General features: G+C 59.2%; 13 protein-coding genes. 9 read left to right on the forward strand and 4 right to left on the reverse strand.

The features are described 5' to 3' along the window. Positions 1-111 precede the first annotated feature (111 nt). From TBK1r_RS12075 to TBK1r_RS39440, 3 genes are all read left to right on the forward strand, one after another. Positions 112-2,571 carry a chemotaxis protein CheA gene (locus TBK1r_RS12075; RefSeq protein ID WP_145210585.1) on the forward strand — a complete coding sequence of 820 codons (2,460 nt, stop codon included), beginning with the start codon at positions 112-114 and terminating at the stop codon, positions 2,569-2,571. A 39-nt stretch (positions 2,572-2,610) separates the two neighbouring features. Then, the gene (locus tag TBK1r_RS12080) at positions 2,611-3,063 is read left to right on the forward strand and encodes a chemotaxis protein CheW (RefSeq protein WP_145210588.1); all 453 of its coding nucleotides are present in this window, start codon (positions 2,611-2,613) and stop codon (positions 3,061-3,063) included. A gap of 64 nt (positions 3,064-3,127) precedes the next feature. Beyond that, positions 3,128-4,702, forward strand: coding sequence for a methyl-accepting chemotaxis protein (locus TBK1r_RS39440; protein ID WP_473772504.1), 1,575 nt, complete (start codon positions 3,128-3,130; stop codon positions 4,700-4,702). A 248-nt stretch (positions 4,703-4,950) separates the two neighbouring features. Here TBK1r_RS39440 and TBK1r_RS12090 read toward each other — a convergent pair whose 3' ends face one another. Next, the gene (locus tag TBK1r_RS12090; protein WP_145210591.1) at positions 4,951-6,114 is read right to left on the reverse strand and encodes a transposase; all 1,164 of its coding nucleotides are present in this window, start codon (positions 6,112-6,114) and stop codon (positions 4,951-4,953) included. Between the two features lie 228 nt (positions 6,115-6,342). Here TBK1r_RS12090 and TBK1r_RS12095 point away from each other — a divergent pair, with 228 nt between their 5' ends. From TBK1r_RS12095 to TBK1r_RS12120, 6 genes are read left to right on the forward strand one after another with little or no spacing between them, the layout of a single operon-like run. Next, complete coding sequence (locus TBK1r_RS12095; RefSeq protein WP_419581268.1) at positions 6,343-7,236, forward strand: HDOD domain-containing protein; 894 nt, start codon at positions 6,343-6,345, stop codon at positions 7,234-7,236. A 19-nt stretch (positions 7,237-7,255) separates the two neighbouring features. Beyond that, a complete protein-coding gene (locus tag TBK1r_RS12100) occupies positions 7,256-8,356 on the forward strand; it encodes a protein-glutamate methylesterase/protein-glutamine glutaminase (protein WP_145210597.1) in 1,101 nt (366 codons plus the stop codon). Between the two features lie 29 nt (positions 8,357-8,385). Continuing rightward, positions 8,386-9,210 carry a CheR family methyltransferase gene (locus TBK1r_RS12105; protein ID WP_145210600.1) on the forward strand — a complete coding sequence of 275 codons (825 nt, stop codon included), beginning with the start codon at positions 8,386-8,388 and terminating at the stop codon, positions 9,208-9,210. Continuing rightward, on the forward strand, positions 9,176-9,652 hold the full coding sequence (locus TBK1r_RS12110) for a chemotaxis protein CheX (RefSeq protein WP_145210603.1): 477 nt from the start codon (positions 9,176-9,178) through the stop codon (positions 9,650-9,652). The genes TBK1r_RS12105 and TBK1r_RS12110 overlap by 35 nt, the downstream gene beginning before the upstream one ends. Before the next feature lie 43 nt (positions 9,653-9,695). Beyond that, on the forward strand, positions 9,696-10,058 hold the full coding sequence (locus TBK1r_RS12115; RefSeq protein ID WP_145210606.1) for a response regulator: 363 nt from the start codon (positions 9,696-9,698) through the stop codon (positions 10,056-10,058). Between the two features lie 57 nt (positions 10,059-10,115). Next, a complete protein-coding gene (locus TBK1r_RS12120) occupies positions 10,116-10,589 on the forward strand; it encodes a hypothetical protein (protein ID WP_145210609.1) in 474 nt (157 codons plus the stop codon). On the opposite strand, the gene TBK1r_RS12125 is transcribed toward TBK1r_RS12120, so the two are convergent. From TBK1r_RS12125 to TBK1r_RS12135, 3 genes are all read right to left on the reverse strand, one after another. Beyond that, on the reverse strand, positions 10,573-11,967 hold the full coding sequence (locus TBK1r_RS12125; protein WP_145210612.1) for a tetratricopeptide repeat protein: 1,395 nt from the start codon (positions 11,965-11,967) through the stop codon (positions 10,573-10,575). The two genes, TBK1r_RS12120 and TBK1r_RS12125, sit on opposite strands and share 17 nt — an antisense overlap. Before the next feature lie 112 nt (positions 11,968-12,079). After that, positions 12,080-14,344, reverse strand: coding sequence for a hypothetical protein (locus tag TBK1r_RS12130; protein ID WP_145210614.1), 2,265 nt, complete (start codon positions 14,342-14,344; stop codon positions 12,080-12,082). 340 nt (positions 14,345-14,684) lie between these two features. Beyond that, a complete protein-coding gene (locus TBK1r_RS12135) occupies positions 14,685-15,599 on the reverse strand; it encodes a polysaccharide deacetylase family protein (protein WP_372895632.1) in 915 nt (304 codons plus the stop codon). Between the last annotated feature and the right edge of the window lie 73 nt (positions 15,600-15,672).

Here is a 15,672-nt window from a genome sequence, read left to right on the forward strand (position 1 = left end):
CGCCCGCCCCTCGATGACAACCATTGAATCGGGGGCGATGACGTAAAAAAAACGCGGGACGCAAAGTTCTCCGATGTTGCCCCTTGATGGGTCAAACCCGGAGATTTTTTTGTGGACGGTTTCGAAGACATCATCAAGGAATTCCTCGTCGAGAGTTACGAGAATCTCGACAAGCTTGACGATGATCTGCTCGCCCTGGAAGACGCGCCGGACGATCAGCAACGGCTGGCCAGCGTGTTCCGCACCGTTCACACCATCAAGGGAACCTGCGGATTCCTCGCACTGCCCAAGTTGGAACGCGTCACCCACGTCGGTGAAAATCTGTTGGTCCCGCTCCGCGACGGCGAACTGACGCTCACCCGCCCGATCGCCGACACCCTGCTGGAAATGGTTGACGCGATTCGCGCGATGCTGCGGCAAGTCGAATCCGGCCAAGGCGAGGGCGATGACGATTACGAGCCACTCGTCGCCCGCCTGGAAGCCGCGCGGACGCAACCGACAGCGACGACGGTCGATCCGCCGACGGCGCCCCTTGAGGGTGGACCGACAGCGACGGGTGCAGGGCCGACAGCGGCGTATGCGCCCCAGTCGGCCGCACCGATCGTCAGCGAACCGATCGTGTCGATCGCGGATCAACCCCCATCCGAAAACTCGGCGACGACCTCACAAGCCAGTGACACGGTTGCGGCAGACGCTGCGTCCGGAACAGACTGCGACAACGCCGCCGAATCCCCCCTCCATCACCCGGCAGCACCCGAACCGGCAACACCCAAACCGGCAGCACCTCGCGACGCGGCGCCCGAACAAGCGAACTCCGAGCGCGCCCGTTCCGACTGGAAAGACGCTTCCGGCGTGACGAAAACCGAAGCGTCACTGGTCGATGCCTCGGTACGTTTGGATGTCGAACTGTTGGACAAATTGGTCAATCTGGTCGGTGAACTGGTGCTCGCCCGAAATCAGATCGTTCAATTCAGTCGGTCCACCGACGACGCTCCCATGCACGCCGCGGCCCAGCGGCTCAACCAGATCACCAGCGAACTGCAAGAAGGCGTCATGAAGACGCGGATGCAGCCGATCCGCAACGCATGGGGAAAACTGCCTCGCTTGGTTCGCGACCTCGCCGCTTCCCACGGCAAGCAGATTGATATCCGCATGGAAGGCGAAGAGACGGAGGTCGACAAGACGGTTTTGGAAGCGATCAAGGATCCGTTGACCCATATCGTTCGCAACGTGGTCGATCACGGCATCGAACTGCCCGAGCGCCGCATCGCCTGCGGAAAACCACCGCGGGGCGTCTTACATCTCAATGCCTTTCATGAAGGCGGCCAGATGATCATCGAGATCAGCGATGATGGGGGCGGCATCGATACCAACATCGTTCGCGCCAAAGCCATCGAACGGGGAATGATTTCAAGTCGGCGGGCGTCCACGCTCAGCGAAAGTGACATCACCCATTTGATTTTTTTGCCGGGGTTCTCCACCGCCGCTTCGGTCACGAACGTTTCCGGCCGCGGAGTCGGGATGGATGTCGTCAAGACAAACATCGAATGCATCGGCGGAAGCTTGGAGATTCAAAGCACGCTCGGCTTGGGAACGACGTTGCGAATCAAGATCCCGCTGACGTTGGCCATCATCCCCGTGCTGCTGGTCACGACCGAGGGAGATCGTTACGCGATTCCGCAAGCCAGTCTGCTCGAATTGGTTCACATCGACAGCCTGCGCGCGCACCAGGAAATTGAATTCATCCACGATACTCCCTTGTTCCGGCTTCGCGAACAACTGTTGCCGTTGATCTACTTGGATGAACAACTGGGGCTTCACCCGCCGCGGCGGCGGGGCGATCCGCCGTCCGACCTAAATATCGTCGTGCTCTATGCCGATGGTCACCAATTTGGTTTGGTCGTCGATGAGATCACCGACACTCAGGAGATCGTCATCAAGCCGCTCGGCTCGCATTTCAAAGAGATTCCCGTCTATGCCGGGGCAACCATCATGGGTGATGGAAAAATCTGTTTGATCTTGGATCTGATCGGCTTGGCCCAGAACGGCGGCATCACCGGAGGACAGGCCGAACGCAACACGCCGATTGCACAGCCTCCATGGCACTCGAATGAATCGTCCAGCGAATCGCTGTTGATCGTCGATTTGGGGGACGAATCACGCGTCGCGATCCCGTTGTCGTCGGTCGCACGCCTGGAGAAATTCGTGTCATCGGACATTGAACGACTGGGCGACTTCCATGTCGTTCAATACCGCGGTCAAACCATTCCGCTGTTCTCCATCGACGGGTCGCTGGAGTGTCAACTCGTTGATTTTTCATCCCAGCACCTGGGCTTAGAGGCTCCGTTGCACACGGTTGTCTTCCGTGACGGCGACCGTGTCGCGGGGATCGTCGTGAAAAAAATCTTGGACATCCTGCACGACCAACCGGTCCACGCCGAACCCGAAGGCGGTCAGGCAGGCGCCGCGAGGCATCTGGTGATCCAGCAACGCGTCACCCGCATCATTGACTTGGAGACGTTTCTGCGATCGTCCTTGCGGCGTTGGGCCGACGCCTGGTCCGCCGCCTAGCACAACAAACACCTTCGATCACGCCATTTGAAAAACATCATGTACACCACCACGCTCACCCGGCCGGAATCCTATTGCACCTTTTTGGTCGATGGGCTGTTGTATGGCATCGAAGTCCAGAAGGTCCAGGAAGTCATACGAGCTCAGCCGACCACACGCGTCCCGTTGGCCCCTCAAGTCGTGCGTGGCCTGATGAATCTGCGCGGCCACATTGTCAGCATGTTGAGCCTACGCAAGGCACTGGGATTGCCGGCCCGTTCCAGCGACAGCCATGAGATGAGTGTCATCATTCGTTCCAGCGAAGGCCCGGTCGGTTTACTGGTTGATGAAATCGGTGACGTGATGCGGGTTGATCAGGCGGACTGCGAATCGGTGCCCGGCACGCTGCACCGCCGGCAGCGTCCGTTCTTGCGATGTGCCTACAAACTGGAACAACGATTGTTGCTGATCCTCGATGCCGATCGCGTCGCCACCGCCACCGCCACTGATTGACGTTGACGTCATCACCACCTGCCCAAGCTACCGTTCAATCTTCACGCCGGAAAGGAATAGTTTCGTGTCCTTCAATCGCCTCACCGTTCGCTCCAAAATCTTCATCCTTGTCGGTGCCTGTGCACTCTCCTTTGTCGGTTACGGATTGTGGTCTTGGAATACGTTGTCGGTGGCCAAAGTCCATGGCCCCTATTACAACAGAATCATTCAGGGGAAGGATTTGATTTCGGACACGGTTCCGCCTTCCAACAACCTCATCGAATCCTATCTGCTGTCGCTCGAAATGGCCCACGAGGTGGAAGAGGGTGTCGGTGCGGAACAGATTCAGCAACTGGTTCAACGCGGCATCGAATTGAAGCAGAAATTCGAAACCAGTCATCGTTTCTGGGAACAGGAACTCGCCGAAGGACCGATGAAGAAGCTGAAAACGGTGGAGTGCTACGAAACGGCCAAGCAATTCTTTCGGGTCCGGGATCAGGACTTCGTGCCGGCTTGTTTGCGGGGGGATGTCAAATCGGCCAAATTGCTTTCTCGAGGCCCGATGCGGAAGCAGTACGAACAACATCGCGACGCGGTCAATGCGGTCGCTTCGATGGCGACCCGTCGCAATGCGGCCGACGAAGCGGCTGTCCAAGCCCTAGTCGATGCGCGAATGCTGTGGTCGCTCGCCGGCGCCGCAGGCATTCTGTTGGGGATCGCCGGTTTTGGCATTTATGTCGCCCGCGAAACCATCCTGCCGCTGCGTCGCTCAGCGACCAACCTTCGTTACCTTTCAACCCACGACCTGACCGATGTCAGCCGGCGGCTGCGGCGGGATGCAGAGAACACCAGCGATCAAGCCACCATGGCCAGCGGGGCGGCCGAAGAGGTCAGCGCTAATGCGCATGCCTTGGCGACCGCCGTCGAGCAGTTCGAAGAAAGCATCAAAGAAATCGCCGCCAACGCGGCCAATGCCGCCTCGGTCGCCCGCAATGCCGTTTGCGCCACCGAACAAACCAACCAGACCATCACCCGTCTGGGCGAAAGCAGTGCGGAAATTGGCAACGTCATCAAGGTCATCAACTCGATCGCCCAACAAACCAACCTGTTGGCCCTCAATGCGACCATCGAAGCGGCCCGGGCCGGTGAGGCCGGCAAAGGCTTTGCCGTCGTCGCCAACGAAGTCAAGGAGCTTGCCAAAGAAACTAGTCGGGCGACCAAACACATCATCGGACGCATCGAAGCGATCCAAGCCGACACGCAAGAAGCGGTTAATGCGATCGGGTTGGTCAGCGAGATCATTCGCGAGATCGATGAAAGCCAGAACGTGATCGCCGGCGCCGTCGAAGAGCAAACGGCGATGACCTCGGAAATCTCGCGCAACATATCCGACGTCGCAACCGGCAGCTATGAAATCGTCAAAAGCATCACGATGGTCGCCGAGACGGCGCAAAGCACAACCTCCGGCAGTGATGAAACCCTCGTGACCGCCGCCAGCATCGAACGGTTGGCCGCCGATTTGATGCTGCTGGTCGGGCAATCCGGTGAAGCGTCCGGACGCGAAACCTCAGAGCAAGACAGCGCATCAAACCGAGGCGCCTCCGGTGGCAAGTATCGCTTGCCGGCCGCCAAAGAAGACGCGTTCCTGGAATCGCTCTAATTCAGCCCCCCTCCCACAGCCCAAACAACCAACAGCCGCCCCCTCCCAACTGGTGCCATCCACCTCCTGTGACCGCGACGACTGCAACAGCGATCGTAACAGTCCTTCAGTGCTATTGGAAAGCGAATCGCAGCGGGTCTTTACTGTAGTGTCGCTGGATGTCGATGCTAATTGCAACGAGGCCACGATACGATCGTGGACTATTGAATGCGCAATTGCAGACCGAAGGAACTCGGATCAGGCTTTGGTTATGCAGCGAAGCACTCGGCGACTTGCCGGTGCCCTTTGGCCCATTTGCGACCGCTCGACTCGGCGAACTGTGTCATGCCGCTCGGTGATCCCGCACAGCAGCTATTGCCGAAGTAACGTTGAAAGTTCCAGACCAGATCACGCCACATCGACAAGTCGATCCCTAACCGAGAAACCAGTCCCTGCAGACTCGGGGGGACCTTGCGTCCCGCTCCCTCTTCGCTTTGCTTCGCCGTCCAACGGAGCAGTTTGGTGTAGTCTGTCAGGCTGATCCCCAAGAACCCTTTGTCGCTCGCCCGCACACCCTCGCGGTTCAACTCCGCATCGCTCGAAAGTGTCGAACGATTCAGGGTCAACGGCGCCAGCCAACCGTCGCGACGAATGCGTTTGCCGGTCGGGTTCCTGCGTTTCGCTCGCTTCTTGTTACGCAGTTCATCGACCGGCGTGTTGCGACGCTCTTCGCCAGCCTGTTTTGTGGTGATCGGAACCAGGTCAAAGGCGGCTGAGTCGATCTGCTGGCCTTGCTCTGCCTTGATCCGATCGTAGCCCGACGTGTGCACCGACTGGTCGGGCGATTCCGCCAGCGCGGCACGAACCGGATTGAGGTCCACGTACATTGCACACGCCAACAATCCCGCCTCGTCGGTAATGCGTTGCAGCTTGAATCGGCCTTCCCAGAATCGACCGGTGCACTCGTCTTGCCGGTTAGCCATCCGCGCAATCGGCTCACTCAGGGAACGCATGAACCAGGAGATATCCGACAACCGACGCCGTACTTCGGCAAGACGCTCCCGATCGGAGACCAGCATTTGTACATCGTTTTCGGTCGGCTCGCCCAAGTGCTCTTCGATTCGACGTCCGGGGAAGACTTTCAGCCACCGGATGGCGACCTCTTGATCGGTCCAAGCGGCGACGACGTCGGGCCGATTGCGGAGGATCAGATGCAGGTGATTGGACATCACCGCATAGGAGAGCACATCGACACCGAACACGGACGCCAGGGCTTCCATCCGCCGCCGAATCCACTCGCGTCTGAAGCCATAATCCTTCCCCGTCGCCCGGTCGACGCCCGCCAAGAACGCGCGCCGGACACACCGCTGAACGGCATGGACAATCGACACTTCATCACCCGCAACCTGCTCTGAACGCAACGGACGTCCCATGGCACCTTCCTCCCCAAAAGCAATGGTGGCCCGATTCTACCCCGGTGGAGAAATAGAGTCAAATAAATGGTGGGTGGCACCATTTGGGTGAGGGGTGGGGCGACGGCGGCGGTCCGATGTCCGTGTTCCCCTACGTTCGAGAAAATTAACAGTTCCTGCCGACCCCGTCGCGCAACGGCACCGACAATTGCCCGACTCCCCTACGTAATCATTACAGTGGTATCTCTGATGACCGTCCAAACCTGCTCACCACCCGAAAAGCTCAAACAAGCCCTTCTCAAGCGTTCGGACGAATTGGCCATGCTGCCGGCGGTCGCCACCGAAGCCTTGGAGTTGGCACAAGACCCCGACTGCGTGACCGCCGAATTCGCCGGAGTCATCGAGCGTGATGTCAAACTGGCCACCGAAATCCTGTCGCTGTCCAACAGCGTGTATTTCGCTGCCAGTTCCCCCGTCGTCAGTCTTCGCCAGGCGGTCGTTCGACTCGGATTGCGGCAATGCCGGAACCTGATCCTGACCTCCAGCGCGGCGAGCTTGATGAAAAGCATGCCGCTTGAACAGGAGTGGGTCCGCGAAGTCATTTGGCAACACAGTTTTCGCACCGCTAAGGTGGCCACCCACATCAATAAACAGCTGCGGCTCGGTTTCGAGGGTGAAGAGTTCACCGCGGGCCTGCTGCACGATTTCGGCCGCCTGCTGTTGGCGGTCGCCGCCCCCGAGTCCTTTGCCAAAGCCGACCCGTTGGCGTTTGTCGAAGACGGGCAGTGCTTGACGGCCGAAAACGAAATCCTGGGGATCGACCACTGCGCGTTCGGCGCCTGGTTCGCCACGCACAACGGGCTCCCCCGCGCCCTGGTGGCCTCCATCGAACTACATCACCTGCCAGAAACCCATCACCCCGACGGCAAGCTGATTTCGCTGGTCGCCGCGGCCGACCACATCGCCAATCACTTCCAACGGTACGAAGAAGCCACCGACTATGACGTCGGACTCAACCGCGGGGCTCATGTGATCGCCAAGAACGGGCATCCGCAGCTCTTGAACAACGACAACGGGATCGTCGAAACGATTTTCGGCGAAGTCCTGCAAGACAACCAGCGCGATCCCAGCGATCTTTCCTAACGTCGAAGGAAGCTTGACTATGAACAATGAGATTCGCGTCATGGTGTGTGACGATTCAGCGATCATGCGCCGGTTGATCCGAACCGCGCTGGAGCTGGAACCGTCGATGACAGTGGTTTGCGAAGCCAAGCACGGACGCGACGCCATCGATCAGCTCGACCAGACCCGTCCCGACATTGTGGTGATGGACATCGAAATGCCGGTCATGGACGGCGTCGAGGCGGTTCGAGAGATTCGTAAACTGGGCCGCACACTGCCGGTCATCATGTTCAGTTCGCTGACCAGCCGTGGCGCCGAAGCGTCGCTGGATGCCATCGCCGCCGGGGCAACCGATTTCGCCACCAAACCGACCGGTGCCGGACACATTCAAAAAGCCTTGGATTCGCTGCGGCGAGACCTGATCCCCAAGCTGATGCAATGGACCGCCGGCAAGCGGGCCGATTCGATGGCGGCGACCTCTGCTGCCGAACCGACCGCGACCTTCCCGACCAGGGATGCCGAGGGATCGAATCGCAGCGTCGCCGCGATCGCCATCGGCGTTTCCACCGGTGGCCCCCAGGCCTTGTCCAAACTGTTGTCGGGACTTCCCCACGACTTCCCCACACCGATTCTGATCGTCCAGCACATGCCACCGGTGTTTACCGGACTGCTCGCCGAACGGCTCTCCTCACAAACCGGCCACTGTGTTCGCGAAGCAGCCGACGGCGATCGGCTCACGCCGGGAACCGTCCTGATCGCCCCGGGCGACCATCACATGGTCGCATCACGTGAGCGTGACGGGGTCCACGTGCGATTGAATCAGGAGCCCCCGGAAAACGCCTGCCGTCCTTCGGTCAATCCGCTGTTCTGTTCGCTGGCCAACTGTTTCGGTGATCAGTCCTTGGGAATTGTCTTGACCGGCATGGGACAGGACGGAACGCGGGGCGCCAAATCACTCAAAGCCTGCGGAGCCCGCGTTTACGTCCAAGACCAGGAAAGCAGTATCGTGTGGGGCATGCCCGGCCAAGTGGCCAATGCCGGACTTGCCGATCGCGTTTTGCCGCTTGATCAAATCGCCTCACAAATCCTTCGCGTCGTCGGCTCCGGCATGCGCGAACCCCTGACCGCCTCTACCAGTTGATCACCGCAACGCAGCCGGTCTCCTTTGCAATGACACTCGCAACCGCCGACTTCGCCTTCCTTCGCACGCTGGTCGCCGACCATTCGGGCCAACGGTTGGCGCCGCGACACGTCGGCATGCTCGAACAACGGCTCGCGCCGATTGCCGGCACTGCCGGTCTGAAGGACGTCTCGTCCTTGGTCCGACATCTGCGTCGCAGTGACGATTCGGCGCTCTCCTCCCAGGTGGTCGAAGCGGTCGCCGTTAACGAAACCAGCTTCTTTCGTGACGCCTCGGTGTTTGAATCACTCGCCAAAGGAGTGCTACCGCAAATCGTCGCCAACAACCGCAATCGAAAGCAACTGCGAATCTGGTGCGCCGCGTGTTCCAGCGGACAAGAACCGTATTCCATCGCAATGTTGCTGGAGGACCACTTTCGCCACTTGCACGACTGGGACATTCGCATCACTGCATCGGACTTGTGCGAGAAAATGATCAAACGCGCGCGGCTGGGAACGTTCAGCGCCCTGGAAATTGCCCGTGGATTACCGACCGCCCAACTCCTCCGCCACTTCGATCGTCGCGGTGCAGCCTGGCAGGCTAAGCCTGAGCTGCGCGAGAGGATCGAATTCCATCGCATCAATCTGGCGCGGCCCTGGCCCTACCTCGGGCAATTCGACATCGTTCTGGCCCGCAACGTGTTGCTTTACTTCGATCAGCCGACCAAGCAAAACATTCTGAAACGACTTCGCGGTGCCATGCGTCCCGATGGATACCTTGTCATCGGAGCCGCTGAGACTCTGATCGGACTGTGCGTTCCCTATCAAAGGAAAGAAATTGATGACATCGTTTATTATCGCCCCGCGGCCATCTGAGCCCAGCGGTCGCGACAGGATCAGTCACCAGAGTCTCGCGCAGATGGTCCAGGACGTCTTGACGACCATGCTCGAACTGCCGCACCAATCCTTCGACGGTTCGCCCGAACCCATCGCCCCCAATCAGCTCATGGCTGCGGTTCGAATTTCTGGCTCCTGGCAAGCAACTCTGCAGATTTACGCCTGCGAGAAACTGGCCCGCCGCATCGCCTGTGCTATGTTTGCTCAAGCCGCCGACGTCCTGGACGATGAAGACGTTTTGGATGCGTTCGGCGAAGTCGTCAATGTTATCGGTGGGAACGTGAAAGGAATGATCGACCAGGATTGCACCCTCTCGCTGCCCTGTGTCGGAACCGCCCAACCGGATCCGACACCCACCAGTCTGACGATCATGTACGACGTTTGTGGAAACCTGCTCACCGTCGAACTGATCCAAGCATGAGCTCCTCTCCCGCTACTGGCCAATCGTTTCAAGGAGAACGAAAATGAAAATCCTGATCGTTGACGACAGCAGAGCAATGCGAATGATTGTCTGCCGCACACTGAAACAAACCGACTTCAGTGGATTCACCGTGATCGAGGCGGAAAACGGAATCGACGCGCTGAACAAGATCGCCACTGAATCGCCCGATCTGGTGCTGTCCGACTGGAACATGCCTGAGATGAAAGGCATCGATCTGCTCAAACGCGTGCGTGATTCGGGCAACCACGTCCGCTTCGGTTTTATCACTTCCGAAAGCAGTCTGGAAACCAAAGAACTGGCCCACGAGGCGGGTGCCGATTTCCTCGTCACCAAACCCTTCACACCGGGTTCGATGCAAGCGGCGCTCGATCCGATCCTCACCTAGCGTGTCCATGCGGTCCAAACTCACGATGCTCCCGACTTACCGTTAGTGCCCCATTTTATGTCTATCGCCAGCCCTGCCATCCCTGCCGACGAAATCGGCAAATTCATGAACCACCTGTTCGGGTTGAAGGTATCGGCTACCACGATCAAACCGGAAGACCACGTTCATTCGCCGGCTGCTGTCGCGATTTATACCGACGGAGACGGCTCGGTTCGCGGTCAGATCGCCTGTGACCTCCGCTGCGTCGCCATCCTGGGCGCCGCCTTGACCCAAATCCCGATGGGAGCCGTGGCCGACAGCCTGGAAAGCGGCGAACTGTCGGCCAACCTGAGAGCCAATGCCTACGAAGTCTTCAACATCTCGGTGAACCTCTTCTCCTATCGGCCCAGTCGCCGCGTCGTGCTGAGCGAAGTTCGCTTCGAACAGAACGCCGCCCTGGCCGAGTCGCAATCCTCCTGGAAACGTGACGCCTTTCAAATCCACATCGAGCGTTACGGCGGCGGACATCTGCAGCTTATCCACCGCGCCTGACACTCGATCCGCTCTTTCGCGCGACCCAGCACAGGCCGCTCACCTCTTTGCCGGCCTCTTTGCGCAACACGGACTCCTTGACGCTGATCTCTGAAAACCCGCATCGCTCCAAGGTTTCCCGAACGTAATCGACTCGATGCGAATAGCGTCCCGATGGATTGAGATGGTACCCCACCGAACCGCCCGATGCGTCCCATTTCTCGAGCGTAAAGACCAGCGGGGCGCCCTCACCACGCAGCGACTGATGAGCCGCCAGACAAACGGCCGCCAGATCACCAAAGTAGATCAAGGTGTCCATCGACGCGATCAATTCAAACTCGTCGGGATGCTCGTTCAAATAGGCCACCAGCTCCGAACACTCCAGCGAGTCGTAGCCGCGATCGCCGGCCCGCTGGAGCATCCCCGCAGATAGATCCACGCCCACCAGTCGTGAAGCAAACGGCCGCAACAGGTCGCCCATCAAACCGGTGCCGCAACCGGCATCCAAGATCGACAAGCTGCCGTCGGCGGACAACCCGAGTTCCGCAATCATTGACCGAAGCAATCGCGGTGCGGCGTAATCGAGCGACTTTAACTGTTCGTCAAACGTTTCGGCAAACTGATCAAACACCTCCCGGACGTAATCGTCCGAGGCCCGCGCCGGCAACGCTTCGACTTCAAGGGACTCGGATTCCTGTGCAGACAACAGGTGACGGACGATCGAGTTATCGGGATCCCGCTGCAACCAATCGCGAAGTGCCGCGGCGACGCCCGCCTGGTCATCGAGCCTCCGGTACGCCGTCACCAACTTTCGCCGAGCCGACTGATGATCAGGGTCCAGCTTCAATACAATCGACAACGCGTCGACGGCTTCGTGCCACGATTCAACTGCCATTTGCAAGTCGCCCAACTGAAACGCCAGGTGCACGTCGTCGGGCCATCGCTTGACCGCCGCCTGGCACTCGGTCAACGCGGCATCGAGTTGTCCAGATTCCTCCAGCACCAGAATCAGGTTTCGCGCAAACGTCACTTCATCAGGGTTCTGATCTCGCAGCCGCGTCAGAACCTCGATGGCTTCCCCGTATCGCTTGGCTGCATAAAACGACTTGGACAAATCGTTTTGAATCGCCGTCGCTTGGGCCGCGTTTTTCTCAGCATCGCATCGCTTGGCCGCCGCCCGCAGCGTGTCGATCGCGGAATCGAACCGCTCCAACTGCGTCAACGCCACTCCATCGACATGCATCGCCAGCACCGACAGCGGACCGTGTCGCCGATGTTTTTCACAGGCCGCTACGACCTCGCTGAACTGACCTTGCTGGGCAAGTGCGATCAGTTCTTGTTCGAATTGGGCGGCATTGGGGCGTCGCTTTCGCCGACGCGCCGGTCGTCGAGTCGCCATCGAAAGATAATCCTCTCAACATCATCATGCGCCAGACCACCCTTTCACTCTACGTGAAGGATTGCCGCAGCGTAACCTACCGGCGGTCGGCGGTGACCTTGGAAACTGAAGATTAACGCCACTGGGCCATCGATTCATCCAGCAACTCAAGCGGCGTTGAATCCAGCCCCGTGTGTATCGATCCCGAATCGCCCGCTTCGGCAGTCCGCTCAGCCGTCGGTCGGCGGGATGAATCGACCACCGAGTCCGTCGCCCCGACCGAACCGAGCCTCGTGACTTCGACCTTGGCCGCAAGCCCCCAACCGGAGCCTTGCAAAACCGGGTCGGCATGAACCTGATCGAGCGACGCGTGCACAGGATTAGAAAACAACGATCCGGCTGAGGCGAGCGGTGCCGGCGGGGGCGGAGGCATGGTCCGTCCATTCCAGTCACCCGACAGCGGCACCCAGCCCGCATTGCCGCCGGGGCCAAACGCAAACGAGTGATCGGCAGCACCGGGCGTGAACGAATCCTTCAACTGAAAGAACGAGGTGTCGCCCCGGTACAGCCCGATCGTATCGACGCCGTCGCCGTCCCAGTCGCCGACCAACGGAATCCGACCGCCGCCGCCGGGACCGAATTGCACGTAGTGATCCGAAGCTCCCGGAGTGAACGAATCCTTCAAGTGGAAGAGGGAGATATCGGGTTGGTACAAGCCGACCGTGTCGATTCCGTCACCGTTCCAATCTCCCGCCAGTGGCGTCCAACCGGCGTTTCCACCAGGCCCAAACGCGAAGTAATGATCCGACGCCCCCGGTGTAAACGAATCCTTCAAGTGGAACAGCGAAATATCCGGCTGGTACAGGCCGATGGTGTCGACGCCGTCCCCGTCCCAGTCGCCCGCCAACGGAATCCAACCGGCGTTGCCGCCCGGGCCGAACGCGAAGTACTGATCCGAGGCCCCGCCCGTGAACGTATCTTTCAGATGGAACAGCGAGATATCGCCTTGGTAAAAACCGACCGTGTCGATGCCATCACCATTCCAATCCCCGCTCAATGGATTCCAGCCCAAGTTGCCACTCGGGCCAAACCCGAAATAAATATCCGATGGCCCCGACGTGAACGATTCCTTCAAGTGGAACAACGAAATGTCGCCTTGATACAGCCCGATGGTGTTTTGCGTGACCTGGTCGCCGAGAATCCTGCCCCTGGCAACCGCCGGCGTCCCGATCAGGTAAGGCCGGCCGGTCATTTCCAGTTCCCTGGACGTGTCTCGGCTGAACTGACCGACCGATAGCATCGTGTGTCCGGAGAACGCAAAGCTGTCGTTCCCGTCAAAGGCGTAACCGAACACGTTGTCAAAGTCTTCGTTGGAGTCCTGGGCCGGTTCCGGCCAGTTTTCGATCACACCACCGGTACCGGGCGTCTTGATTTCGATCAACGAATCATACGGGTCAAACGCTCCGAATTGATCGTACCCCGATGCCGACAAGGCCAATTGCCCTCCGGACAGGTAATCCAAGTCACCGCTGGCCACAAAACGAAACGGCATCAGTTGAGACTGAAGCGTGCCATCGATATCAAACACGGTGGTGACATTCATCATCACCACTTCGTCGTTGACCAGTTCCAAATCGATCCGCTGCAAATCCAAGAAAGCGTCTCCGACGGCAAACAGGTCCCCCGTTTCACTTCCAAAATCACCGTCCCGCGCGTCGATAAGCGTATTGGCACCACTGATGCCGTGCTGCCCGAGCGACGTGACCGGAATCAGTCCCGCGCTCGCATCGGCCAAACGGACTTCGTAAAGACGCTCGAACGAGATTGCGAACAGTCGGCCGTCTTCGGTGAACGCGATGTCCGTGATTGTGTCGGCGGTGTTGATGCTGCCGAGCACCTCAACGACCCCCGTTTCGATATCGACCGTCCCCAGTCGATTCTCATCATCTGCGATAAAGTACTCGGTGTCTTGATGACTCGCCAACAACGCCGCCCCACTGTAGACCGGGCCGAACTCGTCCGCTTCGACCAGAGTCACCACCACGCTTTCGTGGGGTTCGCTGATCGAGTCGGTTCGCGCGGTGATGATCAGATCGACCGTTGACTCACCCGGAAAAAACGTGGCAGTGCCGACGACGTCACCGCTGACGGGAGCATCGTCGGGCAGCCAAATCGTATCGCGGTCCCGTTCCCGCGCCGTGTAGTCCACGTCGTACGTTGCGTCTCCGGACAGTTCAAACGGGACCGCCAAGAATCCAGCGGTCTCGTCCCGATTGAACGTGTAAACGATCCGCTGCAGCGGTGCCTCGGGAACGGCGACCGGCGTCTGGACCGTCACCGAAACCGTCGCCACCAGCAACCGTCGCTGCTCCAGCGATTCATGGCGCAAGCGTCGCACTGGGCCGCTCGTCTTTGGCCGACCATCACTGCATCCGGCCGATCTCCGCCCACCTCGTAACCACATGATCTTTCTTTCCACGAATCGATTGATGGCCGCGGGACTCCGCGTCGCTTTTCAACGCGTCATTTTACTCACAATCCCGCCCTTCGGGTGGACCACGTTTGAATAGCAGTCAACGATCCCGAGGTTGTTCCAATGCAATCGGCGGGTTGCCTTCGATTTCGGCCGGCCCAGCGCAGCGCCGAACGATTCGGCGGCGCCGACGACGACCTCACCGCGTGGACTTAGATGCAGAAGGTCAGAGAAAGTTTCCCGCCGTCGGACGCTTTATCCAGAATCAGGCTTCTGAACCCAGGCTGGCAACGGCGAGCGGAGCAGCGTCGTGGCTGGACCGTCCCGCAACGTCGGCCACCTTGACGCCCGTTTCGGCAAACTCGTAGCCGCGTCCGAAACCGACTTTGCGACGATCGATCGTGACCCAGTTCTTCAATCGAATGAACTCGGGATCGGCATGAAACCGTTGGATGTGAAACGGATCGCTGCCCGGGAAATTGTACGCGCCATAGGCCGAACAGACGCCCGACAAGCCCTGGTCTTTGGCCAGATGGACGGCCGCCGCGCTCAAATTAGATTTCTGACCGTAGGGAAACGCGAAGTAGCGAATCGGCTGCTCCACCAACTCGCCAAGCTCCGCCGTGGCGGTCACGATTTCATCGACCATCGTCTCGGGATCCTCGATCGCCCCGACGTCACAATGATTGCGGGTGTGCGCCCCGATTTCGATCCCCGACGCCGCCATCTGGCGAAGCTGCTCGGGCGTATTGACCTGCAACGGCTGACCTTCGGCAACATCGTGCGGAAACGGGCGATCGTGAAGCACAAAATCCAATGCGACGAAATACGTCATCGGAATCTCGTGCTCGATCAAAAATGGAATCGCCTGCTGGCAATTTTCCGCGTACCCGTCGTCAAACGTCACCGCGACAGCCACCCGATCGTTGCGACCGGATCGCATCCGTGTTTGAATTTCCTCCAGCGAGACCACGTCGACATGTTGCTTCAACCAAAGCATCTGACGCTGGAATTCACGATTGCCGATCGACCAACCATTCGGATGCGTGTCGGCGACGCGATGATAGAACAGCACGCACAACGGTGCTTGCCCTTCCGCTTCGAGTCGGTTGCGATAACGCATCCGCATCGGCAAGCTGCTGTAATAATAGGCGTGCAGTGCGAGTTCACGAATCTTCATCGTCACGGACATCGTGGTGCTTGGACTCTCTATGCGTGTTAAGGGTGGATCAAGGAACCTCGTGCCGAAGACA

Source organism: Stieleria magnilauensis, from assembly GCA_007753675.1.
In the GTDB taxonomy this organism is placed as follows: domain Bacteria; phylum Planctomycetota; class Planctomycetia; order Pirellulales; family Pirellulaceae; genus Stieleria; species Stieleria magnilauensis.

Bases quoted from the DNA above. Each gene is read 5' to 3' on its own strand.
- TBK1r_RS12080 (WP_145210588.1), top strand. From the start codon at position 2,611: ATGTACACCACCACGCTCACCCGGCCGGAATCCTATTGCACCTTTTTG.
- TBK1r_RS12090 (WP_145210591.1), bottom strand. From the start codon at position 6,114: ATGGGACGTCCGTTGCGTTCAGAGCAGGTTGCGGGTGATGAAGTGTCG.
- TBK1r_RS12095 (WP_419581268.1), top strand. From the start codon at position 6,343: ATGACCGTCCAAACCTGCTCACCACCCGAAAAGCTCAAACAAGCCCTT.
- TBK1r_RS12100 (WP_145210597.1), top strand. From the start codon at position 7,256: ATGAACAATGAGATTCGCGTCATGGTGTGTGACGATTCAGCGATCATG.
- TBK1r_RS12105 (WP_145210600.1), top strand. From the start codon at position 8,386: ATGACACTCGCAACCGCCGACTTCGCCTTCCTTCGCACGCTGGTCGCC.
- TBK1r_RS12110 (WP_145210603.1), top strand. From the start codon at position 9,176: ATGACATCGTTTATTATCGCCCCGCGGCCATCTGAGCCCAGCGGTCGC.
- TBK1r_RS12115 (WP_145210606.1), top strand. From the start codon at position 9,696: ATGAAAATCCTGATCGTTGACGACAGCAGAGCAATGCGAATGATTGTC.
- TBK1r_RS12120 (WP_145210609.1), top strand. From the start codon at position 10,116: ATGTCTATCGCCAGCCCTGCCATCCCTGCCGACGAAATCGGCAAATTC.
- TBK1r_RS12125 (WP_145210612.1), bottom strand. From the start codon at position 11,967: ATGGCGACTCGACGACCGGCGCGTCGGCGAAAGCGACGCCCCAATGCC.
- TBK1r_RS12135 (WP_372895632.1), bottom strand. From the start codon at position 15,599: ATGAAGATTCGTGAACTCGCACTGCACGCCTATTATTACAGCAGCTTG.